The organism is Streptomyces sp. NBC_00433, assembly GCA_036015235.1.
Lineage (GTDB): Bacteria > Actinomycetota > Actinomycetes > Streptomycetales > Streptomycetaceae > Actinacidiphila.
Genome location: CP107926.1, coordinates 556,537 through 581,864, shown reverse-complemented (window position 1 = coordinate 581,864; position 25,328 = coordinate 556,537). Strand labels below are relative to the sequence as shown.

23 protein-coding genes are annotated in these 25,328 nt (G+C 73.3%); 16 read left to right on the top strand and 7 right to left on the bottom strand.

The genetic code is table 11. The features are described from left to right. Window positions 1-202 precede the first annotated feature (202 nt). The gene (locus OG900_02475) at window positions 203-1,072 is read right to left on the bottom strand and encodes an alpha/beta hydrolase (protein ID WUH89109.1); all 870 of its coding nucleotides are present in this window, start codon (window positions 1,070-1,072) and stop codon (window positions 203-205) included. A 575-nt stretch (window positions 1,073-1,647) separates the two neighbouring features. On the opposite strand from OG900_02475, the gene OG900_02470 reads away from it, so the two are divergent. Continuing rightward, window positions 1,648-3,708, top strand: coding sequence for a phospholipase C, phosphocholine-specific (locus OG900_02470; protein WUH89108.1), 2,061 nt, complete (start codon window positions 1,648-1,650; stop codon window positions 3,706-3,708). 79 nt (window positions 3,709-3,787) lie between these two features. Here the strand turns inward: OG900_02470 and OG900_02465 are convergent, their stop codons facing one another. Further along, on the bottom strand, window positions 3,788-4,597 hold the full coding sequence (locus OG900_02465) for an AraC family transcriptional regulator (protein WUH89107.1): 810 nt from the start codon (window positions 4,595-4,597) through the stop codon (window positions 3,788-3,790). A 281-nt stretch (window positions 4,598-4,878) separates the two neighbouring features. Here OG900_02465 and OG900_02460 point away from each other — a divergent pair, with 281 nt between their 5' ends. From OG900_02460 to paaK, 6 genes are all read left to right on the top strand, one after another. After that, window positions 4,879-5,502, top strand: coding sequence for an RraA family protein (locus OG900_02460; protein ID WUH95589.1), 624 nt, complete (start codon window positions 4,879-4,881; stop codon window positions 5,500-5,502). 130 nt (window positions 5,503-5,632) lie between these two features. Beyond that, complete coding sequence (gene paaA / locus OG900_02455; protein WUH89106.1) at window positions 5,633-6,628, top strand: 1,2-phenylacetyl-CoA epoxidase subunit A; 996 nt, start codon at window positions 5,633-5,635, stop codon at window positions 6,626-6,628. After that, window positions 6,625-6,933 carry a 1,2-phenylacetyl-CoA epoxidase subunit B gene (gene paaB, locus OG900_02450; protein WUH89105.1) on the top strand — a complete coding sequence of 103 codons (309 nt, stop codon included), beginning with the start codon at window positions 6,625-6,627 and terminating at the stop codon, window positions 6,931-6,933. The genes paaA and paaB overlap by 4 nt, the downstream gene beginning before the upstream one ends. Window positions 6,934-6,975: 42 nt before the next feature. Beyond that, on the top strand, window positions 6,976-7,842 hold the full coding sequence (gene paaC, locus OG900_02445; GenBank protein WUH89104.1) for a phenylacetate-CoA oxygenase subunit PaaC: 867 nt from the start codon (window positions 6,976-6,978) through the stop codon (window positions 7,840-7,842). Next, window positions 7,836-8,348, top strand: coding sequence for a phenylacetate-CoA oxygenase subunit PaaJ (gene paaJ, locus OG900_02440; protein WUH89103.1), 513 nt, complete (start codon window positions 7,836-7,838; stop codon window positions 8,346-8,348). The genes paaC and paaJ overlap by 7 nt, the downstream gene beginning before the upstream one ends. Further along, on the top strand, window positions 8,348-9,454 hold the full coding sequence (paaK, locus tag OG900_02435; GenBank protein WUH89102.1) for a phenylacetate-CoA oxygenase/reductase subunit PaaK: 1,107 nt from the start codon (window positions 8,348-8,350) through the stop codon (window positions 9,452-9,454). The genes paaJ and paaK overlap by 1 nt, the downstream gene beginning before the upstream one ends. 14 nt (window positions 9,455-9,468) lie before the next feature. Here paaK and OG900_02430 read toward each other — a convergent pair whose 3' ends face one another. Then, the gene (locus OG900_02430) at window positions 9,469-9,882 is read right to left on the bottom strand and encodes a helix-turn-helix transcriptional regulator (protein WUH89101.1); all 414 of its coding nucleotides are present in this window, start codon (window positions 9,880-9,882) and stop codon (window positions 9,469-9,471) included. 73 nt (window positions 9,883-9,955) lie between these two features. Here OG900_02430 and OG900_02425 point away from each other — a divergent pair, with 73 nt between their 5' ends. After that, on the top strand, window positions 9,956-11,407 hold the full coding sequence (locus OG900_02425) for an MFS transporter (protein WUH89100.1): 1,452 nt from the start codon (window positions 9,956-9,958) through the stop codon (window positions 11,405-11,407). A gap of 45 nt (window positions 11,408-11,452) precedes the next feature. Here the strand turns inward: OG900_02425 and OG900_02420 are convergent, their stop codons facing one another. Beyond that, a complete protein-coding gene (locus OG900_02420) occupies window positions 11,453-12,346 on the bottom strand; it encodes a LysR substrate-binding domain-containing protein (protein ID WUH89099.1) in 894 nt (297 codons plus the stop codon). 94 nt (window positions 12,347-12,440) lie between these two features. Between OG900_02420 and OG900_02415 the strand changes: the two genes are divergently transcribed. The 8 genes from OG900_02415 to OG900_02380 all read left to right on the top strand — a co-directional run bounded on the left by OG900_02415 (window position 12,441) and on the right by OG900_02380 (window position 21,005). Then, window positions 12,441-13,145, top strand: coding sequence for a succinate dehydrogenase cytochrome b subunit (locus OG900_02415; protein ID WUH89098.1), 705 nt, complete (start codon window positions 12,441-12,443; stop codon window positions 13,143-13,145). 12 nt (window positions 13,146-13,157) lie between these two features. Next, window positions 13,158-15,107: a fumarate reductase/succinate dehydrogenase flavoprotein subunit gene (locus OG900_02410; GenBank protein ID WUH89097.1), complete on the top strand. Its 1,950-nt coding sequence runs from the start codon at window positions 13,158-13,160 to the stop codon at window positions 15,105-15,107. Next, window positions 15,104-15,853, top strand: coding sequence for a succinate dehydrogenase/fumarate reductase iron-sulfur subunit (locus tag OG900_02405; GenBank protein WUH89096.1), 750 nt, complete (start codon window positions 15,104-15,106; stop codon window positions 15,851-15,853). Before OG900_02410 ends, OG900_02405 begins: the two co-directional genes overlap by 4 nt. A gap of 154 nt (window positions 15,854-16,007) precedes the next feature. Further along, window positions 16,008-18,050, top strand: a complete 2,043-nt coding sequence (locus tag OG900_02400) for a TetM/TetW/TetO/TetS family tetracycline resistance ribosomal protection protein (protein ID WUH89095.1) — start codon at window positions 16,008-16,010, stop codon at window positions 18,048-18,050. Between the two features lie 77 nt (window positions 18,051-18,127). Then, window positions 18,128-18,496, top strand: coding sequence for a DUF427 domain-containing protein (locus tag OG900_02395; GenBank protein ID WUH89094.1), 369 nt, complete (start codon window positions 18,128-18,130; stop codon window positions 18,494-18,496). 85 nt (window positions 18,497-18,581) lie between these two features. Further along, entirely contained in the window at window positions 18,582-19,331 is a 750-nt protein-coding gene (locus tag OG900_02390; protein ID WUH89093.1) for an SDR family oxidoreductase, read from the top strand. A gap of 88 nt (window positions 19,332-19,419) precedes the next feature. Further along, window positions 19,420-20,445, top strand: coding sequence for an RNA polymerase subunit sigma-70 (locus OG900_02385; protein WUH89092.1), 1,026 nt, complete (start codon window positions 19,420-19,422; stop codon window positions 20,443-20,445). Beyond that, window positions 20,433-21,005 carry a TIGR03086 family metal-binding protein gene (locus OG900_02380; GenBank protein ID WUH89091.1) on the top strand — a complete coding sequence of 191 codons (573 nt, stop codon included), beginning with the start codon at window positions 20,433-20,435 and terminating at the stop codon, window positions 21,003-21,005. Before OG900_02385 ends, OG900_02380 begins: the two co-directional genes overlap by 13 nt. 99 nt (window positions 21,006-21,104) lie before the next feature. Here the strand turns inward: OG900_02380 and OG900_02375 are convergent, their stop codons facing one another. The 3 genes from OG900_02375 to OG900_02365 form a co-directional block, all read right to left on the bottom strand. Beyond that, window positions 21,105-22,553, bottom strand: coding sequence for an MFS transporter (locus OG900_02375; GenBank protein ID WUH89090.1), 1,449 nt, complete (start codon window positions 22,551-22,553; stop codon window positions 21,105-21,107). A gap of 194 nt (window positions 22,554-22,747) precedes the next feature. Beyond that, window positions 22,748-23,776 (bottom strand): LacI family transcriptional regulator, encoded by a 1,029-nt coding sequence (locus tag OG900_02370; GenBank protein WUH89089.1) that lies wholly within the window; start codon window positions 23,774-23,776, stop codon window positions 22,748-22,750. Window positions 23,777-23,966: 190 nt separating this feature from the next. Then, entirely contained in the window at window positions 23,967-25,286 is a 1,320-nt protein-coding gene (locus OG900_02365) for a benzoate/H(+) symporter BenE family transporter (protein ID WUH89088.1), read from the bottom strand. Window positions 25,287-25,328: the final 42 nt, after the last annotated feature.

Here is a 25,328-nt window from a genome sequence, read left to right as displayed (position 1 = left end):
GGCGGCGGCCAGCAGCGCAGGCGCGGGGACGGATCTGCTTCGGTTCGCGCTCGATGTACTGCTGCGACGCATGATGACCGGCTCCCGGAAAGGTGGATTGTTGCGCACACCGTAGGAGTGCTGGGTCCGGGCGGACATGTGGCCGAAGCATGTACCTCGCGGGGGCGGCATGCCGGCGGGCACCGTGGTGCTCCCGCGGGCGCTAGAGGGCGGCGCGGATGTGGTCGGCGACCACGGACGCCCCCCGTTCGCCGAGCAGGATCGAGTAGTGGTTCACCTCGGGGACGAAGTGGAGGGCCGCCGTGGTGAGGGCGGCCGACTCGATGACAGCCGGCGGGTAGAGGCCGGTGGGCTCGTCGCGCAGGCCGCGTTCGGCCCACAGGAGCCGGGCGGGGACCCGCAGTTCGTGGATCGCCGCGAAGACCGCGGGATTGCGCAGCTCGTCCTCGGCGTCCTCGCGGATCGCCGCCGCGCGGCACGCGGACCGCAGGTGGGGCTCCTCGCCGGCGAGGTCGCGGTCGAGGTAGGCCCGCACCGCCTCGCCGGTCAGCTCGCCGAAGGCCGGGTGCGCGGCCCAGAAGGCGTGGTAGGCGGCGCGGTCGGCGAATTCCATGTCGAGCTTGGCCATCGCGGGGCCGATCACCGCGTGCAGCAGCTGGTCGATGCCCATGTCGGGCGGGACGGGGAAGCCCAGGCCGCCGTCGACCAGCACCAGGTGCCGGTAGCGGTGCGGGTCGCGGTGGGCGGCGACGCAGCCGACGAAGCCGCCCATCGAGTGGCCGGCGAGGACCGCGCGGTCCGCCCCGAAGTGGTCGAGCACCGCGAGCAGGTCGTCGGCGTGCACCGCCATGCTGCTGCGCCCCTTGACGTCGCCGCTGTGCCCTCGCCCGCGCAGATCCGGGGCGATCACCTCGACGCCGTCGAGGGCCTCGGCGACGGTGGCCCACGACAGGCCGTTGCCCGTGATGCCGTGCACCGCCAGCACCGTGCCGCCGCCCGGCGCCCCGGGCCAGCGGCGTACCGCGAGCGTGCCGCCCTGCACCTGAACGCCGGTGTCCCGGTATTCCCTCATGTCCTGCCCCGCATCCGCACCCGTCCGCCCGCACGCCGTCCGTGCGGCTCCAGCAGACTAGATGTCACCGGGGCGCGTGTCGCATGTCGGTGGCCGACACAGCGGGTGGTGCCGCTGTGTCGGCCGGGACCACGGCCGCCCCACTCCGGCGGCCGTCGCGCGGGACCCGGCGGCTCACGGTCCGCCGGCGGGTCAGCGGCGGTGCCCGTCCGACCGCTTGCGGTGCGGCGTGAACCTTTCGAAGACCGACAGCTCGCCCCGACGGCTCCGGTGTGTCCAAGTGTGCGACCATCGTTGCTCCTTGGCGCATGGGCTGTGGACGTGTGAAGACTCGCGCCCCACGGCGACGGGGGGTTGAACGCCGTCTTGACCTACCGCGTCGGAAGCCGGCTCGGCCGGCGGCACCGCACGCCCCCCGGACAGCCGATTCCGCCTTCCGCGGACGGGAGTCGGCTGTTCGCGACCCGTACCGCGGGCGGTCACCCGGGCGACACGGGCAGGTCGCCCGGGGTCGCTGCTGTGGGGACCACCCTTCACGCCCCGCACCCACCCCATGCGAAGAGGTAGTCCGAGCCATGGCAGAACCCACCCGGCGGCGCTTCCTGCAGATCGCCGGCGCCACCGCGGGCTTCAGCGCCCTGTCCAGCAGCATCAACCGCGCCGCGGCCATCCCCGCGGGACGCCGCACCGGCACCATCAAGGACGTCGACCACATCGTCGTGCTGATGCAGGAGAACCGGTCCTTCGACCACTACTTTGGCTCCATGCGCGGAGTGCGCGGCTTCGGCGACCCCCGCCCCGTGCGGCTCGCGAACGGCAAGCCGGTCTGGTACCAGCCCGACGGCAGCGGCAGGGACGTACTGCCCTACCGCCCGGACGCCGAGGACCTGGGCCTGCAGTTCATCGAGGGCCTCAACCACGAGTGGACCGGCAGCCACGCGGCTTTCAACGACGGCCGCTACGACCGCTGGATCCCCGCCAAGTCCGCGGGCACGATGGCGTATCTGACCCGCGACGACATCCCCTTCCACTACGCGCTGGCCGACGCCTTCACCGTCTGCGACGCCTACCACTGCTCCTTCATCGGCGGCACCGACCCCAACCGCTACTACATGTGGTCGGGTTGGACCGGCAACGACGGCAAGGGCGCGGGCCCGGTGCTCGACAATGCGGAGCTGGGCTACGACTGGACCACCTACCCCGAGCGCCTGGAGGAGGCCGGGGTCTCGTGGAAGATCTACCAGGACGTCGGCGACGGCCTGGACGCCGCCAACTCCTGGGGCTGGATCCCGGACGCCTACCGCGGCAACTACGGCGACAACTCGCTGCTGTACTTCGACAACTACCGCAACGCGCAGCCCGGCGACCCGCTCTACGACAAGGCCCGCACCGGCACAGACGCCAAGGCCGGCGACGGCTTCTTCGACATTCTGCGCGCGGACGTCAAGGCCGGCCGGCTGCCGCAGGTCTCCTGGATCGCCGCCCCCGAGGCCTTCTCCGAGCACCCCAACTGGCCCGCCAACTACGGCGCCTGGTACATCTCGCAGGTCCTCGACGCGCTCACCTCCGACCCCGAGGTGTGGAGCAGGACCGCGCTGTTCGTCACCTACGACGAGAACGACGGCTACTTCGACCACGTCGTGCCGCCGTTCCCCCCGCCCGCCGAAGGCCGCGGCGGCTCCACCGTCAGCACCGGCCTGGAGATCTTCCCGGGCAACAGCACCTATGCGGCCGGTCCCTACGGGCTGGGCCAGCGGGTGCCGATGACGGTGGTCTCACCGTGGAGCACCGGTGGCTACGTCTGCTCCGAGGTCTTCGACCACACCTCGATCGTGCGCTTCATGGAGCGCCGCTTCGGGGTGCACGAGCCGCAGATATCGCCGTGGCGGCGGGCCGTGTGCGGCGACCTCACCTCGGCCTTCGACTTCGGCCTCACGCACGGCAGGCCCGCGCCGCTGCCCGACACCGACGCCTACCGGCCGCCGGACCGCGACCGGCACGACAGCTACGTCCCGGTGCCGCCCGCGCACCAGACGCCGCCGGTGCAGGAGCGGGGCAGCCGCCCCACCCGCCCGCTGCCTTACGTCCCGCAGGTCGACGCGGCCGTGACGCCCTCCGACAGGAGCGTCACCCTCACCTTCGGCGGCGGAGTCGCCGCCGGCGTGTGCTTCCACGTCACCGCCGCCGGCCGCACCGACGGCCCGTGGACCTACACCGCGGAGGCCGGCAAGAAGCTCTCCGGCACCTGGGACACCACCGCCCAGGGCGGCGGCTACGACCTGACGGCGTACGGCCCGGCCGGCTTCCTGCGCGCCTTCAAGGGCTCGGCGGCCCACGCGGGCCCCGAGGTGACCGCCCGCCACGAGGCCGCCGCCGGCCGGATCGAGCTGACCTTCACCAACGCCGGCCGCGACGACGTCCGCCTCACCGTCCGCAATTCCTACGACGGCCACCACGCGACCTGCACCGTCCGCGCCGGCCGCCGCGAGACCCACACCGTCGACCTCGACCGCGGCAAGCGCTGGTACGACCTCACCGTGACCGCCGACCACGACCCGGGCTACCTGCGCCGCTTCGCCGGGCACGTGGAGAACGGCAGGCCCGGGGTGAGCGACCCGGCCATCGCCACCCGCTGACCCGCAGCCCGTATCCGACACCCCGTATCCCGCAACCCCCGGCCCCGCGCCCGCTTCCGGCGGTGCGTGCGCGTGAGAGCTACGCGCCGCGCCGCCCGAAGCGGGCCGGCGGCACCCCCAGGTGCCGGGTGAAGTGCCGGCTCAGGTGCGCCTGGTCGTAGAAGCCGACGGCGCCCGCCACGTCGACCGGCCGCTCGCCGGCCAGCAGCAGCGCCCTGGCCCGGTCGATCCGGCGCCCCGTCAGATACGTGTGCGGCGGCAGCCCGTAGGCGCGGGTGAAGCAGCGGATCAGGTGTGTCGGGTGGGCGTGCAGCACCTCGGTCGCCTCGTCCAGCGACAGGCCGGTCAGCACCCGGGAGTCCAGGAGTTCGCGCAGCCGCACCGCCAGCCCGTGGTCCGCCCGGTCCTGCCGGGGCGGCCTGCGGGCGTCCAGGTGCGTCAGCAGCCGCTCGCGGACGAAGGCCAGCCGCGACTCGGCCTCCAGCGCGTCCCCTTCGTGCCGCAGTGCCTGGTGCAGCAGGTGCACCCGGGCGTGCAGCGCCGGGTCGAGCAGGATCGGCCCGTCCACCGCCGGCCCCGCCAGCCGCTCCGGCAGTACCGCGGTCGACAGGTACAGCACCCGCTTGCGGAAGCCGAGCCCGCCGACCGACCGCCCGTCGTGCGGCACTCCGGGCGGCAGCAGCACCACCCGCCCGGCGTCCGTCGCGTCGTGCCGCCTGCGGTCCAGCGCGAAGTCGACGGCGCCGTCGTCCAGCAGCATCAGGTCCCAGGTGTCATGGGTGTGCACCGGATACGCGTGCTCGTGGAAGCGCGCGTGCAGGACCTCGCTGATCCCCGCCACCGCGGGCCGCCAGGCGCGCACCTCGGCATCGGGACGCGATCGGGTCATACCGGAGAAGGTAACAAGCGGCCGGGCGGGCGGCCCTGGCAGGTCAGCGGCCCCTGCGGCGTCAGGGTCTGTCCGGAAATGCTGACTCGACAGTGGTCTGGGCGGGATCTTCGCGCACGAACAAAATCCACCGCCGACGGCGCCCTGGCCGAGCTGTGGACCTGCCACGGCGGTACGAACCAGCGCCGGTCGTAGCGCCCGCCCGCCGCGCCCCGGCCTGGGCTCCTTCGGGTAGCGTTCCCGAAGCCGCCCAGGTCGGGGCGCACGGACGAAGGGTGAGCGTGGACGACGTGAGCGCATTCCAGGACATCCCCCCGACGACCCTCGCCGACCTCCTGGGGCGCGGCCAGGTCATGGACGCCGGGCTGCGGCCGCTGTGGGGTCCCGGGCCGCGGATCGCCGGAGCGGCCTTCACCGTACGCTGCCCGCCCGGCGACAACCTGATGCTGCACGCGGCGATCCACCGGGCGCCGCCCGGCTCGGTGATCGTCATGGCGGCCGGCGACACGGACTACGCGGTGGCCGGCGGCAACGTCTGCGCCGTCGCCCGGCGCCGGGGGATCGCCGGCTTCGTCATCGACGGGGTGATCCGCGACCTCGGCGAGATCCGCGCGATGGGCTTCCCGGTCTTCGCCCGGGGCGTCGTCCCCTGCCCCGGCGGGAAGTCGGCGGTCGTGCCGCTCGGCGAGCCGGTGCGCTGCGGCGGCGTCGAGGTGCACGCGGGCGACATCGTGGTCGCCGACGAGGAGGGTGTCGCCGTCGTCCCGGCCGGCCGGGCGGACCAGGTGCTGGCCGACGCGCAGAAGAAGCTGGCGAAGGAGGCCGGCGAGAGCCTCGACGCGTGGGAGGCCGCGCACCGCGCCCGGATCGACCGGATCCTGGCCGACAGCGGCTACCAGGGCTGATCCGCCCGCACCCGCGCCGCCGGCCGGGCGCTTTCGCGACCAGGCCGCGCCGGGGGTTGCCCCGGCGCCGTAAGATCCGCACACTTGATACCGAACGAACGGTCGGTTGGGGTAGTGAGGAGAAGCGGCCATGCCACTCGAAGGCCCGCCGGGCGACAGCGGTGACGACCGGGGCGAGTCCGCGTTCCAGGAGCGCTTCGACGCGACCATCGGCAGGGACCAGCGGATCGAGCCGCGGGACTGGATGCCCGACGGCTACCGCAGGACGCTGATCCGGCAGATCGCGCAGCACGCGCACTCGGAGATCATCGGCATGCAGCCGGAGGGGGAGTGGATCACCCGGGCCCCTTCGCTGCGCCGCAAGGCGATCCTCTTCGCCAAGGTGCAGGACGAGGCCGGCCACGGCCTGTATCTGTACTCGGCCGCGGAGACCCTGGGCGCCGACCGCGCCGACCTGACCGAGCGGCTGATCGAGGGCCGGCAGAAGTATTCATCGATCTTCAACTACCCGACCGGGAGCTTCGCCGACGTCGGCGTGATCGGCTGGTTCGTGGACGGCGCGGCGATCTGCAACCAGGTGCCGCTGTGCCGCAGCTCGTACGGACCCTACGCGCGGGCGATGGTGCGGGTGTGCAAGGAGGAGTCCTTCCACCAGCGGCAGGGCTACGAGCTGCTGATGACGATGATGCGCGGCACGGACGCCCAGCGGGCCATGGTGCAGGACGCGGTGGACCGCTGGTGGTGGCCGTCGCTGATGATGTTCGGCCCGCCGGACGGCGACTCGCCGAATTCGGCGCGCTCCATGGCGTGGAAGATCAAGCGGCACAGCAACGACGAGCTGCGGCAGCGGTTCGTCGACATGACCGTGCCGCAGGCGGAGCGGCTCGGCGTCACCCTCCCCGACCCTGACCTGCGGTGGAACGAGGAGCGCGGCCGCAACGACTTCGGCACGCCCGACTGGTCCGAGCTGCAGCGGGTCATCAGCGGCGAAGGACCGTGCAATACCGAGCGGGTCGCGCGGCGGCAGGCCGCCCACGAGGACGGCGCCTGGGTCCGCGAGGCGGCCACCGCCCACGCCGCCAAGCAGTCGGCCAGGGCACGGCGCAGCGAAGGAGCGGCGGCATGAGCGGCGACGGGACCGGCAGCGGCCGGCAGGACTGGCCGCTCTACGAGGTGTTCGTCCGCGGCAAGCGCGGGCTGAACCATGTGCACGTCGGCTCGCTCCACGCCGCCGACGACACCATGGCGCTCACCCACGCCCGTGACCTCTACACCCGGCGGAACGAGGGCGTGTCCATCTGGGTGGTGCGCTCCACCCACATCGCCGCCTCGACCCGCGACGAGAAGGACCCCTTCTTCAAGCCCAGCGCCGACAAGGTCTACCGCCACCCGACCTTCTACGACATCCCCGACGATGTCCCGCACATCTAGGGCCTGTCGTTCCGGTCTCCGCGGAGGAAGGAGGAACTCGGAATGAGCGACGACACCGACGACCACGTCTACCTCTCCCTGGCCGAGCAGCACGGCGAGGAGGGCGACGCCCGCTGGGCCTTCGGCACCGGCTTCGAGGACCCGCTGCACGGCGTCGACACCGCCGTGCCCGACGGCGTGGACGCCGCGGAACTGGCCGCCGTCTGCCTGGCGCTCGGCGACGACGCCCTGGTCGGCGCGCAGCGCCTGGCGCAGTGGTGCACCCGCGCCCCCGAGCTGGAGGAGGAGGTCGCGCTCGCCAACATCGGCCTCGACCTGCTCGGCCAGGCACGGCTGCTGTACGCGCGCTGCGGCCAGGTCGACGGCACCGGCCGCGGCGAGGACGCCTACGCCTACACCCGCGACCCGGCCGACTTCCGCAACGTGCGGCTGGCCGAACTGCCCGACGGCGACTTCGCCTTCTGCGTCGTGCGGCTGCTGGTGCTGTCCGCCTGGCGGCTGGCCCTCTTCGGCCGGCTCGCCACGACCGCCGACCCGGTGCTCGCCGCGGTGGCGGCCAAGGGCGTGCCGGAATTGGCCTACCACCGGCAATATGCCGCCGACTGGGCGGTGCGGCTCGGCGACGGGACCGAGGAGTCGCACCGCCGGATGCGCGCAGCGCTGACCGGCGTCGCGCCGTATCTGGACGAAGTGCTCGACGCCCGGCCGCAGTTCGCCGCCCACGCCGACGCCGTACGGCAGGAGACGCTCGCCGTGCTCGACCAGGTGCTGCTCGCCGCCGGACTGTCCCTGCCCGCCGCGCCCGCCGTGCCGGGCTCCGGGCGGCAGGGCGACCACACCGCCCATCTGGCCCCGCTGCTGGCCGAACTGCAGAGCGTGGCCCGCGCCCACCCGGAGGCGACATGGTGACGCGGCAGTCCGCCCTGCGGGCCCGGGAGGTCGCCGCACAGGTGCCCGACCCCGAGCTGCCCATGCTCACCCTCGCCGACCTCGGCGTCCTCAGGGACGTCCGGGTGACCGACGACGGCACCGTGGTCGCCAGCCTCACGCCCACCTACTCCGGGTGCCCGGCGATGGCCGAGATGCGGGCCGACGTGGCCGCCCGGCTGCGCGGCGCCGGCTTCGACAAGGTGGAGATCCGCACGGTGCTCGACCCGCCCTGGTCCACCGACCTGATCACCCCGCACGGCCGCCGCACGCTCCGCGCGTACGGCATCTCGCCCCCCGGACCCGCACCCCGCCGCACGGCGGGGCCCGTGCCGCTGGTGCTCGGCGCGCCCCGGCTCGCGGTCGGCTGCCCGCGCTGCGGCTCGGCCGACACCGAGGAGACCTCCCGCTTCTCGGCCACCGCCTGCAAGTCCCTGTGGCGCTGCCGCACCTGCCGGGAACCCTTCGAGCACCTCAAGGAGCTGTGATGACACCGGCCGCCACCGCCGCCGCGGGAACCGTACGGCCGCGCCGCCGCCCGGCCTTCCACCCGTTGCGGGTGGCCGACGTCCGGCCGCTGTGCGAGGACGCCGTCACGGTCGGCTTCGAGATCCCCGACGAGCTGGCCGCCGACTTCGCCCACCGCCCCGGGCAGTCCCTCACCCTGCGGCGCACCGTCGACGGACGCGACGAGCGGCGCTCGTACTCCATCTGCTCACCGGCCGGCGAGCCGCCGCGGATCGGCGTGCGCGTGGTGCCCGGCGGGCTGTTCTCCGACTGGCTGGTGCACCAGGTGCGCCGCGGCGACACCGTCGAGGTGCTGCCGCCGACCGGGGCCTTCACGCCCGACCCGGCCACGCCCGGCCACCATGTGCTGATCGCCGCCGGGTCAGGGATCACCCCGATGATGTCCATCGCGGAATCCGTGCTGGCCGCCGACGCGCGCTCCCGGGTCACGCTCTTCTACGGCAACCGGCGCACCGGCACGGTGATGTTCGCCGACGAGCTGGCCGACCTCAAGGACGCCTTTCCTGCCCGCTTCCAGATCGGCCACGTGCTCTCCCGCGAGCCGCGCGAGGCCGAGCTGCTGTCCGGCCGGCTCGACGCGGACCGGCTCGCCGCGCTGATCGCCGGCCTGGTGCACGTCCCGGGCGCCGACCACTGGTGGCTGTGCGGGCCGCACGGCATGGTCACCGACGCCCAGCAGGTCCTCGCCGGCCTCGGGGTGCCCGGCGACCGCGTCCACCAGGAGCTGTTCTTCGCCGACGACGAGCCGATCACCCCGCTGCGGCACCCCGACGACGTCGCCCGCGGCCCGGTCAGCGAGGTCACCCTCACCCTCGACGGCCGCAGCTCCACCGCCGCGCTGCCGGCCGACGCGACGATCCTGGACGGCGCCCAACGCGTCCGCCCCGACCTGCCCTTCGCCTGCAAGGGCGGAGTCTGCGGCACCTGCCGCGCCAGGATCACCGACGGCCGCGCCGACATGCGCCGCAACTTCGCCCTGGAAGCGGCCGAGGTCGACGCCGGCTACGTGCTGACCTGCCAGTCCTTCCCGGCCTCCGAGAAACTGACGGTCGATTACGACGCCTAGGGACAGCCCTTAGGTCACGGCATCGGCTGGCCGCGGTCGTCGTAGTCGACCCGGGCCGCGGCCACCTGGCCCAGGTGCGCCTGCGACCACTCGGCGAGGGTGTGGAAGAGGGGCGCCAGGCTCAGACCCAGCTCGCTGATCTCGTACTCCACCCGCGGCGGCACCTCGGGGTGATACGTCCTGATGACCAGGCCGTCCCGCTCCATCTGCCGCAGCCGCTGCGTCAGCACCTTCGGTGTGATGGTCCCGATCCGCCGCTCCAGCTCCACGAAGCGCTGCCGGCCGAACTCGTTGAGCACCCACAGGATCGGCGTCGTCCACCGGCTGAACACCAGGTCCACCACGGGGGCGATCGGGCACGGGTCGGCATGGGCCTTCACGGCGGGCCGACCGCCGGGGCGTGCGGGAAGGGGAGCGGTTTCGGCCATGAAGGGCGCCTCCGGAGGCGGATAGTCACTTTCCTCTGGGTACCTACTATATCTGCGTTGCTAACTTCTTAGCATGACACTCGCCGCCGCTTCCCAGCGCCGCCGTTCCCCTCGCGCCCCGGTCACCACACGGCCGGGCCTGATCCTGGCCTTCCTCTGCGTGGTGCAGTCGATGGTCTACCTCGACGTCACGATCGTCAACGTGGCGCTGCCCTCGATCCAGGGCAGCCTCGACATGGCCGACGGCGACCTGCAGTACGTCGTCACCGCGTACGGCACGGTCCTCGGCGGCTTCCTGCTGCTCGGCGGCCGGCTCGCCGACATCCTCGGGCGGCGACGGCTGCTGCGTGTCGGCATGGCGCTCTTCGGGGTGGGCTCCCTGGTCGCCGGCATCGCCCACGACCCCGGCGTCCTGGTCACCGCACGGGCCGTGCAGGGACTCGGCGCCGCGCTGACCGCGCCCGCCGCGCTGTCCACCGTGACCACCGTCTTCAGCGAGGGCGCCGCCCGCAACAAGGCACTCGGCATCTGGGGCGCCCTGGCCGGGGTCGCCTCCGTCCTCGGCGTGCTCTTCGGCGGGCTGCTCACCCAAGGGCCCGGCTGGCGCTGGGTGTTCTTCATCAACGTGCCCATCGCGCTGCTCGCGGTCGTCGCCGCGCCCTACGTGGTGCCCGAGAGCCGGCTGCCGGAGACGAAGCGGCGCTTCGACACGGCGGGCGCGGTGAGCCTCACGGCCGGGCTGCTGCTGCTCATCTACACCTTCGACCAGGCCGTCAACGTCGGGTGGTCCGCGCCCAGGACCATCTCCGGGCTCACCGGAGCCGCGGTGCTGCTCGCGGCCTTCGTGACCGTCGAACTGCGCGCCGAGGCGCCGCTGCTGCCGCTGCGGATCTTCCGGCTGCCGACGCTGCGCGCCGCGAACATCGCCATGACGCTGATGCTCGGCGCGATGGTGACGCTCTTCTTCTTCGCCAGCCTCTTCATGCAGCAGGTGCTCGACTACGACGCGCTGCGGACCGGGCTCGCCTACGTCCCGCTGGCCGCCGCGGTGGTCGTCGGCGCCGGCCTCGCGTCCGGCCTGGTCACCAAACTCCCGGCCAAGCCGGTCCTGATGACCGGCCTCGCCCTCAGCACGGCGGGCCTGCTGCTCCTCGCCCGGCTGCCGGTCTCGGCGGCCTACGCGCCGGACGTCCTGCCGCCCTTCCTGCTGGTCGGCGTCGGCCTCGGCATGTCCCTCGTCCCGGTGCAGATATCCGCCGCCACCGGGGTGTCCGGGCAGGAGGCCGGCACGGCCGCGGGCCTGATCAACACCAGCCAGGAAGCGGGGGGCGCGGTGGGGGTGGCGATCGCCTCGACCGTGGCCTTCACCCACATCGGCCACCTGATGTCCGGCCCCGGCCACCCCGCGCTGCGGGCCGCGCGGGCGAGCGGCTTCCACGAGGCCTTCTTCATCGGGTCCTGCTTCGCGCTGGCCGCGCTCGTGGTGGCGGCGCTCCTGCTGCCGCGCATGCGACCGCCCGCGTGACCTCCCTGCTGCGGCTCCGACCCTGCCACCCGCCCGGCGGCAGGGTCAGGACCGCAGGCCGGTGGCAGCGGTGAGCAGCACGTCCTGCAGGACGCGGGCCGCCCGCGGCGGCGCCACGTCGCTGCGGTGCGCCAGCGCCACCGTCCGCCGCAGCCCGGGGCGCGCCAGCGGCGTCACGCGCAGGTCGTGGCCCGCGCGGGCGGCGACCATCCGCGGGACCACCCCGATCCCCAGCCCTGCCCGGACGAATCCGAGCACCGCGTCCATCTCGCCGCCCTCGACGGTGAAGTACGGCTCGAAGCCGGCCGCCCGGCAGGCCGAGAGCGTCAGGTCGCGCAGGTCGTAGCCGTGGCGGAACATCACCATCGGCCGCCCTTCGAGGTCGGCGATCCGCAGCGGCGAGGCCGGCGCCTCGTCGTCGGCGGACGAGACGACCACCAGGTCCTCCTGGAAGAGCTCCACCGTGGTCAGGGCCGGCGACGGGCTCGGCAGCGGCAGCACCACGAGCGCGAGGTCGAGCGCCCCGCGGGCCAGGTGGCGGACGAGGTCGTGGGAGCCGCCCTCCTCGATGATCAGCCGGATGCCCGGGTGCCGGTCGTGGAAGGCGCGCAGCACGTCGGGCAGCAGGCCGGTGGCCAGGCTCGGGGTGGCGCCGAGCCTGACCCGGCCGCGGCGCAGCTGCGCCAGTTCGAGCACCTCGTGCCTGGCGGTGTCCGCGTCGGCGAGGATCCGGCGGGCCAGCGGCAGCAGCGCCTCACCGGCGTCGGTGAGCGCGATGTTGCCGCGCGCCCGGCTGAACAGCGCGGCGCCCAGCTCCTTCTCCAGTGCCCTGATCTGCTGGGACAGCGAGGGCTGTGAGACGTGCACCGCCTCGGCGGCCCGGGTGAAGTGCCGGGCGTCGGCGACGGCCACGAAGTAGGCCAGCTGCTGCAACTGCATGTCACCACGATAACCCGTCGATAGACATCACCTATCGAGTCCAGCCCGATCATGTCTTGGACCACTGGTCACCCCCGGCCGTAGCGTCGTGTCCATGGCATTGGCAACACGGACGGACCGGCGGCCGTCGATGGCCCGTACGGTCTGGGGATCGACCGTCGGCAAGAAGGCGGTCATGGCGGTGAGCGGCCTGGTGATGCTGCTCTACCTGGTCGTCCACATGTTCGGCAACCTGAAGATCTTCTTCGGCCCCGGCACCTTCGACGGCTACGCCCACTGGCTGCGCACCCTCGGCGAGCCGTTCCTGCACTACGAGTGGGCGCTGTGGATCATCCGGGTCGCCCTGGTCGTCGCGGTGGTGGCGCACGGCGTGTGCGCCTACCAGCTCAGCCGGCGCGACCTGCGCTCCCGGCCGGTCGGCTACGTCCACACCAAGGCGCGCAGCAGCTACGCGACCCGCACCATGCGCTGGGGCGGGGTGATCCTCGCCCTCTTCATCGTCTGGCACCTGCTCGACCTGACCACCGGCACCGTCCAGCGCGGTTTCGTGCCCGGCCACCCTTACCACAACGTCGTCGCCGCCTTCCACGACTGGTGGAACAACGTCATCTACATCGTGGCGATGCTCGCCCTCGGCCTGCACATCAGGCACGGCTTCTGGTCCGCCGCCCAGACCCTCGGCGCCGGCAGCGCCACCCGCGACCGGGTGCTGAAAGGCACCGCCAACGCCCTCGCCCTGGTGCTGACGGCCGGCTTCGTCGCCGTCCCCGTCGGCGTCATGACCGGACTCGTGAGCTGAAGTGATGACGACATGACCGACTACGCCCGCTACACCACCGGCGAACCGCTCGCCGACACCAAGGCCCCCGACGGCCCGATCGAACAGCGCTGGGACACCCGCCGCTTCACCGCGAAGCTCGTCAACCCCGCCAACCGCCGCAAGCACACCGTGATCGTCGTCGGCACCGGCCTGGCCGGCGGCTCCGCCGGCGCCACCCTCGCCGAACAGGGCTACCACGTCGTGCAGTTCTGCTACCAGGACTCCCCGCGCCGGGCCCACTCCATCGCCGCCCAGGGCGGCATCAACGCCGCCAAGAACTACCGCAACGACGGCGACTCGATCCACCGGCTCTTCTACGACACCGTCAAGGGGGGCGACTTCCGCTCCCGCGAGTCCAACGTCCACCGCCTCGCACAGATCTCGGTGGAGATCATCGACCAGTGCGTCGCGCAGGGCGTGCCCTTCGCCCGGGAGTACGGCGGCCTGCTCGACACCCGCTCCTTCGGCGGCGTCCAGGTCTCCCGCACCTTCTACGCCCGCGGCCAGACCGGCCAGCAGCTGCTGCTCGGCGCCTACCAGGCGCTGTCCCGGCAGATCGCGGCAGGCAATGTCGAACTGCACGCCCGCACCGAGATGCTCGACCTGCTCGTCATCGACGGCCGCGCCCGCGGCATCGTCGCCCGCGACCTGGTCAGCGGCGAGATTTCGACGTACGTCGCGGACGCCGTCGTGCTCGCCTCCGGCGGCTACGGCAACGTCTTCCACCTGTCGACCAACGCGATGAATTCCAACGCGACCGCGATCTGGCGTGCCCACCGCCGCGGCGCGCACTTCGCCAACCCCTGCTTCACCCAGATCCACCCCACCTGCATCCCGCGCACCGGCGAGCACCAGTCCAAGCTGACCCTGATGAGCGAGTCGCTGCGCAACGACGGCCGGATCTGGGTCCCCAAGGCCCAGGGCGACACCCGCCCCGCCGCCGAGATCCCCGAGGACGAGCGCGACTACTACCTGGAGCGCGTCTACCCGGCCTTCGGCAACCTCGTGCCCCGCGACATCGCCTCCCGCGCCGCGAAGAACGTCTGCGACGAGGGCCGCGGCGTCGGACCCGGCGGCCAGGGCGTCTACCTCGACTTCGCCGACGCCATCGCCCGCCTCGGCCGCAAGGCCGTCGAGGCCAGGTACGGCAACCTCTTCGAGATGTACGAGCGCATCACCGCGGAGAACCCGTACGAGGTCCCGATGCGGATCTACCCGGCCGTGCACTACACGATGGGCGGCCTGTGGGTGGACTACGACCTGCAGACCACGATCCCGGGCCTGTTCGCGATCGGCGAGGCCAACTTCTCCGACCACGGCGCCAACCGGCTCGGCGCGTCCGCCCTCATGCAGGGCCTGGCCGACGGCTACTTCGTGCTGCCCGCCACTGTCAACGACTACCTGGCCAGGCACCCCGGCAACGACACCCCGGGGCCCGAACACCCCGCCGTGGCCGCGGTGCTGGCCGAGACTGAGGAGCGGCTGCACCGGCTGGTCGGAGTCGACGGCGACCGCAGTGCCGACTCCTTCCACCGCGAGATCGGCGAGCTGATGTGGGAGTTCTGCGGCATGGCCCGCAACGAGGAAGGCCTGCGCAAGGCACTCGACCGCATCCCGCAGATCCGCGAGGAATTCTGGCGCCGCATCAAAGTCCCCGGCACCGAGGCCGAGTTCAACCAGTCCCTGGAGCGCGCCAACCGCATCGTGGACTACCTCGAACTCGCCGAGCTGATGTGCCTGGACGCCCTGCACCGGACCGAGTCCTGCGGCGGCCACTTCCGCGAGGAGTCGCAGACCCCGGACGGCGAGGCCGCCCGCAGGGACGAGGACTTCAGCTACGCCGCCGCCTGGGAATTCACCGGCACCGGCAGCGCCCCCGTCCTGCACCGCGAAGACCTCGCCTTCGAGTACGTCCACCCCACCCAGCGGAGCTACGCATGAGGCTCACCCTGCGCATCTGGCGCCAGCACGACCCCGAGGCGCCCGGCGGCATGGCCACCTACGACGTCGACGGCATCTCGCCCGACATGTCCTTCCTGGAGATGCTCGACACCCTCAACGAGCGCCTCACCGTCGAGGGCGAGGACCCGGTCGCCTTCGACCACGACTGCCGCGAAGGCATCTGCGGGGCGTGCAGCCTGGTCATCAACGGCGAGGCGCACGGCCCGGAGCGCACCACCAGCTGCCAGCTGCACATGCGGTCCTTCCGCGACGGCGACACCATCGACGTGGAGCCCTGGCGGGCCGCCGCCTTCCCGGTGGTGCGCGACCTGGTCGTGGACCGGGCCGCCTTCGACCGGATCATCCAGTCCGGCGGCTACGTCAGCGTCCCCACCGGCTCCGCGCCCGAGGCGCACGCCACCCCGGTGCCCAAGGCCGCCGCGGACAGCGCCTTCGAGCACGCCGAGTGCATCGGCTGCGGCGCCTGCGTGGCCGCCTGCCCCAACGGCTCCGCGATGCTCTTCACCTCGGCGAAGGTCAACCACCTGGGCGCCCTGCCCCAGGGGGCGCCGGAACGCGAGACCCGGGTGCTCGACATGGTCGCGCAGATGGACGCCGAGGGCTTCGGCGGCTGCACCCTGGCCGGCGAGTGCGCCACCGCCTGCCCCAAGGGCATTCCGCTCACCTCGATCACCGCCATGAACAGGGAATGGCTGCGCGCGTCGCGCAAGGTGCCCAGGGGCTGAAGTGCCGTTCCGTGAAAATGCGGTTGCCGCCCGCGGGGGCGCTCTGCTGTAGTCGCAAGGCCAGTCGCAGTCGACCGAGGAGCAATGATCATGCGCGGTTCCGTCATGCCCGCCCAGACAGGAATGACTCCCTATCTTGAGGACATGACCGGCTGTGCCTTCGCTCAACCTCGGCATTCTCGCGCACATCGACGCGGGTAAGACCAGCCTCACCGAACGGCTGCTGTACTCCGCCGGAGTGATCGACACGATCGGCAGCGTCGACCGGGGCAGCACGCTGACCGACTCCCTCGCGCTGGAGAAGCAGCGCGGCATCACCATCAAGTCCGCCGTCGTCTCCTTCACGCTCGGCGGCACCACCGTCAACCTCATCGACACCCCCGGCCACCCCGACTTCATCGCCGAGGTCGAGCGGGTGCTCGGCGTGCTCGACGGGGCGGTGCTCGTGGTCTCAGCGGTGGAGGGCGTCCAGCCGCAGACCGCGGTCCTGATGCGGACGCTGCGCCGGCTGCGTATCCCGACGCTCGTCTTCGTCAACAAGCTGGACCGCCGCGGCGCCGACCTGGACCGTACGCTGGCCGGCGTCGCCGCCCGGCTGACCCCCGACAGCGTCCCGATGGCCACCGCCGTGGCGCAGGGCACCAAGGACGCGGCCGCGGTGCCCCTCGACGGCGCCGACCCCGGCTTCACCGCCCGCCTCACCGAGCTGCTGGCCGGCCACGACGACGACCTGCTCGCCGCCTGGGTGCACGACGGCGCCGCCGCCCTGCCCTACCCCCGGTTGCGCAGAGCGCTCGCCGCACAGACCGGCAGGGCGCTGGCGCACCCGGTCTACGCCGGCTCCGCCGTCACCGGCGCCGGTGTCGACGCGCTGACCGGCGGCATCGCGGAACTGCTGCCGTCCTCCGGCGGCGACCCCGGCGGGCCGCTGTCCGGCAGCGTGTTCAAGATGGAGCGCGGCCCCGCCGGCGAGCGGATCGCGTACGTCCGGCTGACCTCGGGCACCCTGCGTGTCAGGGACCGCCCGCCGGTGCGCAGGGACGGCGCGGGCGTGGGGGAGGGCCGGGTCACCGCGCTCAGCGTCTTCGACCGGGGCAGCGATGTGCCCGCCCCGTCGGCCGCGGCCGGCCGGATCGCCCGGGTGTGGGGCCTGGGCGAGGTGCGGATCGGCGACACCGTCGGCGAAGCGGCCGGCCCGCCCGGGGCGGTAAGGCACTTCGCACCGCCCAGCCTGGAGACCGTGGTCGCCGCCCGCAGGCCCGCCGACCGCACAGCCCTGCACACCGCGCTCGGCCAGCTCGCCGAGCAGGACCCGCTGATCAACCTGCGGCGGGACGAGGACCGCGGGGAGATCGCCGTATCCCTCTACGGCGAGGTGCAGAAGGAGGTCATCCAGGCGACGCTGGCCGACGACTACGGAGTGGACGTCGACTTCCGGGAGACGACCACGATCCACATCGAGCGGGTCACCGGCAGCGGCTCCGCCGTCGAGTACATCAAGAAGGACCCCAATCCCTTCCTGGCGACCGTCGGCCTGCGGATCGACCCGGCGCCGCCCGGCAGCGGCATCGCCTTCCGCCGCGAGGTCGAACTGGGCGCCCTGCCCTACGCCTTCTTCGTCGCCGTCGAGGAGACGGTGATGTCCACCCTGACCCAGGGCCTGTACGGGTGGCAGGTCACCGACTGCACGGTCACCATGACGCACTCGGGCTACTGGGCCCGGCAGAGCCACGCGCACGCCGTCTTCGACAAGAGCATGTCGAGCACCTCGGGCGACTTCCGCAACGTCACCCCTCTGGTGCTGATGGACGCGCTGCGGCAGGCCGGCACCCGGGTGCACGAGCCGATGCACCGCTTCACCGCCGAGCTGCCCGCCGAATCGCTCGGCGCGGTGCTGCCCGCCCTGTCCCGGCTGCGGGCGGTGCCGCGCGCCCCCGCCGCCACCGGACCGGGCGGCTGCGTGATCGAGGGCGACATCCCGGCCGCCCGGGTGCACGGCCTGGAGCAGCAGCTGCCCACCCTGACCAGCGGCGAGGGCGCACTGGAGACCGTTTTCGACCGCTGGGCGCCCGTCCACGGCGAGATTCCGGTACGCCCCCGCAGCGGCCCCGACCCGCGCGACCGCAAGGAGTATCTGCTCCAGGTGCAACGCCGGTTGGGAATCGCACCGACCCGTCCCACGGCGGGCCGTGCTTGACGCTGCCCGAACGATCTGCCTACCGTCGAGAACGTCGCCACCATGGACGGAACCGCCCACCCACATACGGAGATGTCATGGAACGCACCGTCAAGATCCCGGGCCCCGACCACCCCATCAGCGTCGACCCCCACCCGTCGCGGGTCGTCGTCCGGGCCGGCGGGCAGGTCGTCGCCGACACGACGCGGGCGCTGACCCTGCGCGAGAGCTCCTACCCGCCGGTGCACTACATCCCGCTGGCCGACGTGCAGCCCACCGCCCTGGAGCCCAGCGACACCGTCACGTACTGCTCATACAAGGGCGACGCGTCGTATTTCTCGCTGGTCACCGCGGACGGCACGGTCGCCGACGCCGTGTGGACCTATGACAAGCCCTACGACGCCGTAGCCGCCATCGCCGGGCACGTCGCCTTCTACCCGCAGCATGTGGAGGTGGCCGAGTCGTGACGGCCGGGCCCGCCGGCCCGCGATGAATTCCCCCGGGAGCCGTTGTCTCTATTGACGAGGCATTTTCGGCAACCGAGGAGAGACCATGTCCGTCAACGAGCCGGCGGGAACCACCGTCGTCGTCACCGGAGCGGGGCGCGGCTTCGGCCGGGGCATCGCGACCGCGTTCGTCCAGGCGGGGGCCCGGGTCGTCGGCCTCGGCCGGGACGGGGACGCCCTGGAGAAGCTGCGGGCCGAGCTGGGCGACGCCTTCGTCCCCGTGCGGGGCGACGCCACCGACCCGGCCCTCGCCGAGGAGCTGCTGGCCGCCCACACCCCGGGGACCGTGGTGCTCAACGCCGGGGCGGCGCCGGTCCTGCGACCGCTCCAGGACCACACCTGGGACACCTTCCGCACCAACTGGGACGTCGACGTCCAGCAGGCCTTCCACTGGGTGCGGGCCGCCCTGCGGCTGCCGCTGCCGCCCGGCAGCACGGTGGTGTCACTCTCCAGCGGGGCCGCCCTGCGCGGGTCCCCGCTCAGCGGCGGCTATGCAGGCGCCAAGGCCACCGTCCGCTTCGTGTCCGAATACGCCGCCGCCGAGTCGCGGCGGCAGGCGCTGGGCATCCGCTTCCGCGCGGTCCTGCCCGGCCTGTCCCCGACCACCGACCTCGGCAGCGAGGCGGCGGCGGCCTACGCCGCCCTCCAGGGGGTCGACGCGGACGCCTTCGTGCGGGCGATGGGCCCGCTGCTCACCCCGGAGAAGGCCGGCGCGGACATCGTGTCGCTGGCCGCCGGGGACGACGGGGACACCCTGTCGTACGCGCTGTCCGCCGAGGGGTTGAAGCCGGTGTGAGCGGTCGGCGCCGTCAGGTGCGATGACTTTCGGGCCCGGGGCGTGTCTCTATTCACGGAGGGCTTCCCCAACGACCCGGAGACACCACGTGAACACGCTGAGCGGCCAGGCCGCCGCCGAGGAGGCGTCGCGCGACGGCGACGCCTTCCTCCGGCAGGCAGCCGAATACCGTCCTGAGCTGCTGGCCCACTGCTACCGGATGCTCGGCTCCGTGCAGGACGCCGAGGACCTGGTCCAGGAGACCTATCTGCGGGCCTGGCGCGGCCACGGCGGCTTCGAGGGCCGGTCGTCGCTGCGCTTCTGGCTCTACCGGATCGCCACCAGCGCCTGCCTGACCGCGCTGCGGCACAGCAGCCGCCGCTTCGTGCCCGCGGGGCTCGGGACCGCGAGCGACGACGCCACCGCGCCGCTGAACCCGACGGGCGCCGAGGTCCCCTGGGTCCAGCCGATGCCCGACCCGGCGCCCGACCCCGCCGCGGTGGTCGCCGAGCGCGGCAGCGTACGGCTCGCGCTGGTCGTCGCGCTCCAGCAGCTGCCGCCCAAGCAGCGGGCGGTGCTGATCCTGCGCGACGTCCTGGCCTGGCACGCCGCCGAGGTGGCCGAGCTGCTCGACACCAGCCCCGCCGCCGTCAACAGCGCGCTGCAACGCGCCCGCGCCCAGCTGCGGCAGGCCGCCGCCACCGAGGACGACGTCACCGACTCCCTGGACGAGCGCGGCCGGGCACTGGTCGACCGCTTCGCGAAAGCCTTCGAGGACGCCGACGTCGACGCCCTCGCCCGGCTGCTGAGCGACGACGTACGGCTGGAGATGCCGCCCGACCCGCAGTGGTTCGCCGGCCGCGCGGTGGTGCTGCGCTTCCTGGCGGAGCGGGTCTTCCCGATCGCCGGCGACCAGCGGCTGCTGGGGCTCACCGTCAACGACGGCCAGCCGACCCTGGCGACTTACTGGCGCGCGGCCGACGGCCGCTTCCACCCGCACGCGCTCCAGGTCCTGACCTTGCGCGGGCACCGGGTGGCAGGCGTCCTCGCCTTCCGCGAAGCGCACTTCCCCGCGTACGGGCTGCCCGCGACGCTGGGACCCGACACGCCCCCGGCCCCGTCATGGCTGAGGTGACCGGGCCGGACACCGCGCTGCCGCTGCTGCGGCAGGCCGTCGGCTACGCGCTGGGCTGCGTCGACCAGGTGCCGCCCGACGGGCTGCGGCGGCCGACGCCCTGCCGGGCCTGGGACCTGGACGCGCTGCTGTGCCACCTGTACGAATCGGTGTGCGCGCTGCGGGAGGCGGCGCAGGACGGCGAGGTGGCCCTGCTGCCCGCCGCGCCGCCGCCCGCCGACCCGGTCGCCGCGGTGCGCCGCGGCGCGCGGGTGCTGCTGGACGGCTGGCGCGAGCGGCCCCCCGGGGAATGCGCGCAGGTGCGCGTCGGCGGCATGCCCTTGCCGAGCGGGACGGTGGCCTTCATCGGCGCGGTCGAACTCGCCGTGCACGGCTGGGACATCGCCCAGGCCTGCGGCACCCCGCGGCCCATACCGGTGCCCCTGGCGCTGGCGATCCTGCGCAGGTCCCCGCTGCTCACCGGCGGCCCGGCCCTCTTCGCGGCTCCCGTCGCCGTGTCGCCGCGGGCCTGCCCCGGCGACCGGCTGGTCGCCCTGCTCGGCCGCGCGCCCGGCGGGTAGGGCCGGCCCGGGGCCGCGGGCGTCCAGGACGGCCAGGGCACGGGAAGCAGAGGGCCGCGGCACCCTTTCGGGGTGCCGCGGCCCTCTCCCGCGGTGCCGTCAGACCTTCTCGGCCTGCGGGAGCGCACCGGCCACCGGTGCGGCGTTCGGGTTCGCGGCGCCCGCCTGCCGCCTGCCCGGCGCCAGCACCGCGACCAGACCGCCGATGGCCGAGGCCACCGCCGCGACGATCTCGGCGGCCTTGAAGCCGTCCATGAAGGACGCCTGCGACCCGTAGCCGCCGTGCGCGGCGAAGACCGCCACCAGCACCGCGACGCCGAAGACACCGCCCGCCTCGCGCACGGTGTTGTTCGTGCCCGCCGCCACACCGGAGTCCTCGACGGGCACCGCGCCGACGACCGCGTTCGCGACCGTCGGGAAGGTCATCGAGATGCCGATACCGGCCACGACGAGCGGCAGCACCAGCGTGCCGTAACCGGCGTGGGGCGACGCGACCAGGGCGAGCCACAGCAGCCCCGCGCCCTGGAGCAGCAGGCCGAGCACCATGAAGGGCCGGTTGCCGAACCGGTCGGACAGCACGCCCGCGAGCGGCGCCACCGCCATCGGCATCGCCGTCCACGCCAGCAGCCGCAGGCCCGTCTGCAACGGGTCGTAGCCGAGGCCCAGTTGGAACATCTGGGCGACCATGAAGAGCGAGCCGATCAGCGAGAACGTCATGAAGAAGACGACCGCGTTGGCGGTGGAGAAGCCGCGGTCGCGGAAGTAGCGCAGCGGCAGCATCGGATAGGGCGCCCTGCGCTGCCACGCGAGGAAGGCCGCCATCAGGGCCGCCCCCGCGATCAGCGCGCCGGCCACCTGCGGGTCGCCCCAGCCGACGGACGGCGCCCGCACCGGCGCCCACACCAGGGCGAAGAGCGCGGCGCTCACCAACGCCACACCGACCAGGTCGAGTTGCGGGCGCGTGCCGCGGCTGTCCTTCAGCTTCAGCATGCTCAGCACCATGACGGCGGCGCCGACCGGCACATTGATCCAGAAGATCCACTGCCAGGCGATGTCCTGGATGATCAGCCCGCCGAGCACCGGTCCCGCCGCCACCCCGAGGCCCGTGATGGCCCCCCAGATGCCGATCGCCGCGCCCCGCTTCTCCAGCGGGAAGGCGTTGCTGATCAGGGTGAGCGTCAGCGGCAGCACCACCGCCGCGCCCGCGCCCTGGACGACGCGGGCGGTGATCAGCGCGGACGACGAGCCCGCGGTCGCGCAGGCGATGGACGACAGGGTGAAGACTCCCACCCCGAGGACGTACATGTTGCGCCGCCCGAAGCGGTCGCCGAGCGCCGCGCCGGTCAGCATCAGGCACGCGAAGGCCAGGTTGTAGCCGTTGATCGTCCATTCCAGGTCGGCCAGGCTCGCGTGCAGATGGCTGCGCAGCGTCGGCAGCGCGGTCGAGACGACCACCACGTCGAGCGAGGTGAGGAAGGCCCCGAGCGATGCCAGGACCAGCGTCCACACCGTCCGCGGCGACCCGGGCGGTTCCGTGCGTGTTGTCACCTGAAAAACCTCCAGTCCGGCCCCGGCCGACAGCCGGCGGCACCCGTGGGGCGGCCCTTCTCCGCCGTCCCCACCGTGCGCTGTCGAGCCGGTTTCGCGGGGACGGGGGCGGGCGCGGCCCTCAGGAATAAAGACCAGGGCGTTCGTGGAAAGTCATCGCGGCGGGGAGCCGGCCGGGGCTCGGCCAGGGCCGGTCAGGAGGCGGGTTCGCGTGCGGGGACGGGGCCGGTGGAGCCGCGCAGCACCAGCTGGGTGGCCAGCTCGACGTGCAGCGCGTCCACCGTGTGCCGGTCGAGCAGCCGCATCAGCAGCGACACCGCCATCCGCCCCATCTCTTCGAGGGGTTGCCGGACCGTCGTCAGCCGGGGCACGGTGCTGCGGCTCAGGTCGATGTCGTCGAAGCCGGTGATCGACAGGTCCTCGGGCACCCGCAGGCCCCGCTCGTACGCGGCCCGCAGCGCGCCGACCGCGGCCTTGTCGTTGAAGGCCACCAGCGCGGTGGGCCGGTCCGGCAGGTCGAGGAGCTCGCAGGCGGCGTCGTAGCCCCAGTCGGCGGTGGGCTCGATGCTGCGCAGCAGTTCGGGGGAGGGCAGCACACCGGCGTCGGCCAGCGCGGAGGTGTGGCCGGCCAGCCGGGACTGGCTGGCGAGCCAGTCGCCGGGCCCGCCGATCACGCCGATCCGCCGGTGGCCGAGGTCCACCAGGTGGGCGCTGACGGTCCGCGCGGCGGTGAGGTTGGCGGCCGAGACCGACGCGATGTCCTGCGGCAGCGGGGTGCGCGGGTCGACCACCACGAAAGGGAAGTCGGCGGCGCGCAGCGCCTCCAGATCCCGCTCCGGCTCGGGCGGCACCACCAGGATCGCGCCGGCGATCGCCGGGTCGTCCGGCAGGTCGGCGAGCACCTGCAACTCCCGGGCCGCGTCGCCGGCGCTCAGCACCAGCCGCCTGCCGTACAGGTCGAGGGTCTCGGCGATCGAGGAGACGATCACCCCGAAGTAGTCGGTGAGGACGTACGGGCAGCGTACGTAGATCGCGCCGCTCGCCGTGCCGCGCCTGGCCGGGGCCGGCGCGCCGAGCCTGGCCACCGCGCGGCGCACCAGCTCGCGGGTGTCGGGGGCGACGTTCGCCTGGCCGTTCATCACCCGCGAGACGGTCGCGATCGACACGCCCGCCTCCGCCGCGATGGCCCGGACCGTGGCCCTGGAACCCGGCTGCCTAGCCATGCGTTACACCGCACTGTTTCATGCGCATAGCCTAGCGCCGCGCATGCGGGTGTTGACATGATCGGGTCGTAAGCGGTGTGCTGGATATCCGCCGCATGCCGCCGAAAAACGTTACATCGTGTTTCAGGTGTGCAGTTCGGTGGCCGGACGCCCCGCGTCCCGGACCGGGCGGACCGCAGCTGCCGAGGGATCAGCTGCGGTCCGGCTCCGGAAGCGACGGATCCGCCACGGGTCCCGGTGCCGCAGCTCCCGGTCCCGCGCCGCCGCCGCTTCCGTCGCCCGCGGCCCGCCGCGACTGCCAGTGGCGCACCCCGTAGAGGGCGCCGCCGGCCAGCAGGCCCCAGAAGGCGCCGCTGACGCCGAAGAAGGTCACGCCGGAGACCGTCACCACCACGGTGACCACCGCGGCCTCGCGCTGCCCGGGGTCGGCCATCGCCGCGGTGAGGGAGTTCGCGAGGGCGCCGAGCAGCGCCAGGCCCGCGACCGCCTCGATGATGTGCGGCGGCGCCGCGTTGACCAGCGCGACGGCCGCGCTCGCGACCAGCCCGAGCAGGATGTAGACGCCGCCCGCCGTGGCCGCGGCGCGATAGCGCCTGGCCCGGTCGGGGCCCGCCTCGTCGCCCGCGCACAGGGCCGCGGTGATCGCCGCCAGGTTGACCGCGTGCCCGCCGAAGGGCGCGGAGAGCAGCGAGAAGACCCCGGTCCAGCCGAACAGCGGGCCGGGCTGCGGGTGGTAGCCGTTGGCGCCGAGCACCGCGATGCCCGGGATGTTCTGCGAGGCCATGGTCACCACGTACAGCGGCAGCGCGATGCCGATCGCGGCGGCGAAGGTGAAGTGCGGTGCGACCAGCACCGGGTGCGGCCACATCGGGCCGAGCGTGTCGGTCCTGATGTGGGTGGTCGTGGCGATCAGCACCACGGCCACCACGACGGCGGCGGGCACCGCGTAGAGCTTGCGCACGCTGCCGACGACCGCCCAGGTCAGCACCACGGCGAGACCGATGGCCGGGTCGGAGTGCACGGCCTCGGCCGGTGCCAGGCACAGCGGCAGCAGGATGCCGGCCAGCATGGCGTTGGCCAGCGGCGCCGGGATCGCCGACACCCAGCGGCCCAGCGGCCGCCACAGCCCGGAGACCACGATCAGCGCGCCGGTGATCAGGAACGCCCCCACCGCGACCGGGAATCCGCCGTGCGGCACCGTCGAGCCCGCGAGCAGCGCGGCGCCGGGCGTCGACCAGGCGATGCTGATCGGCAGCCGCGAGCGCAGGCTCAGGAAGATCGCGCAGACGCCCATCGCGACCGACAGTGCCAGCAGCGCGGACGCCGCCTGGGCGTGGGAGGCGCCGACCTCGGTCAGGCCTTCGAGGACGACGGCGAAGGAACTGGCGAAGCCGACGAAGGCGGCGATGACGCCGGCCGTCGCCGGCCGCCATATCCCGCCCGGCCCCGGGTCCCCGCCCTGGCCCTCGTCCGCGCTCTCGGCCGTCTTCCCCGGTGCGGCAGTTGCCACCGGAATCCCTCCGATCCGCCCCCGGGCGACGTTCCCCGGGGC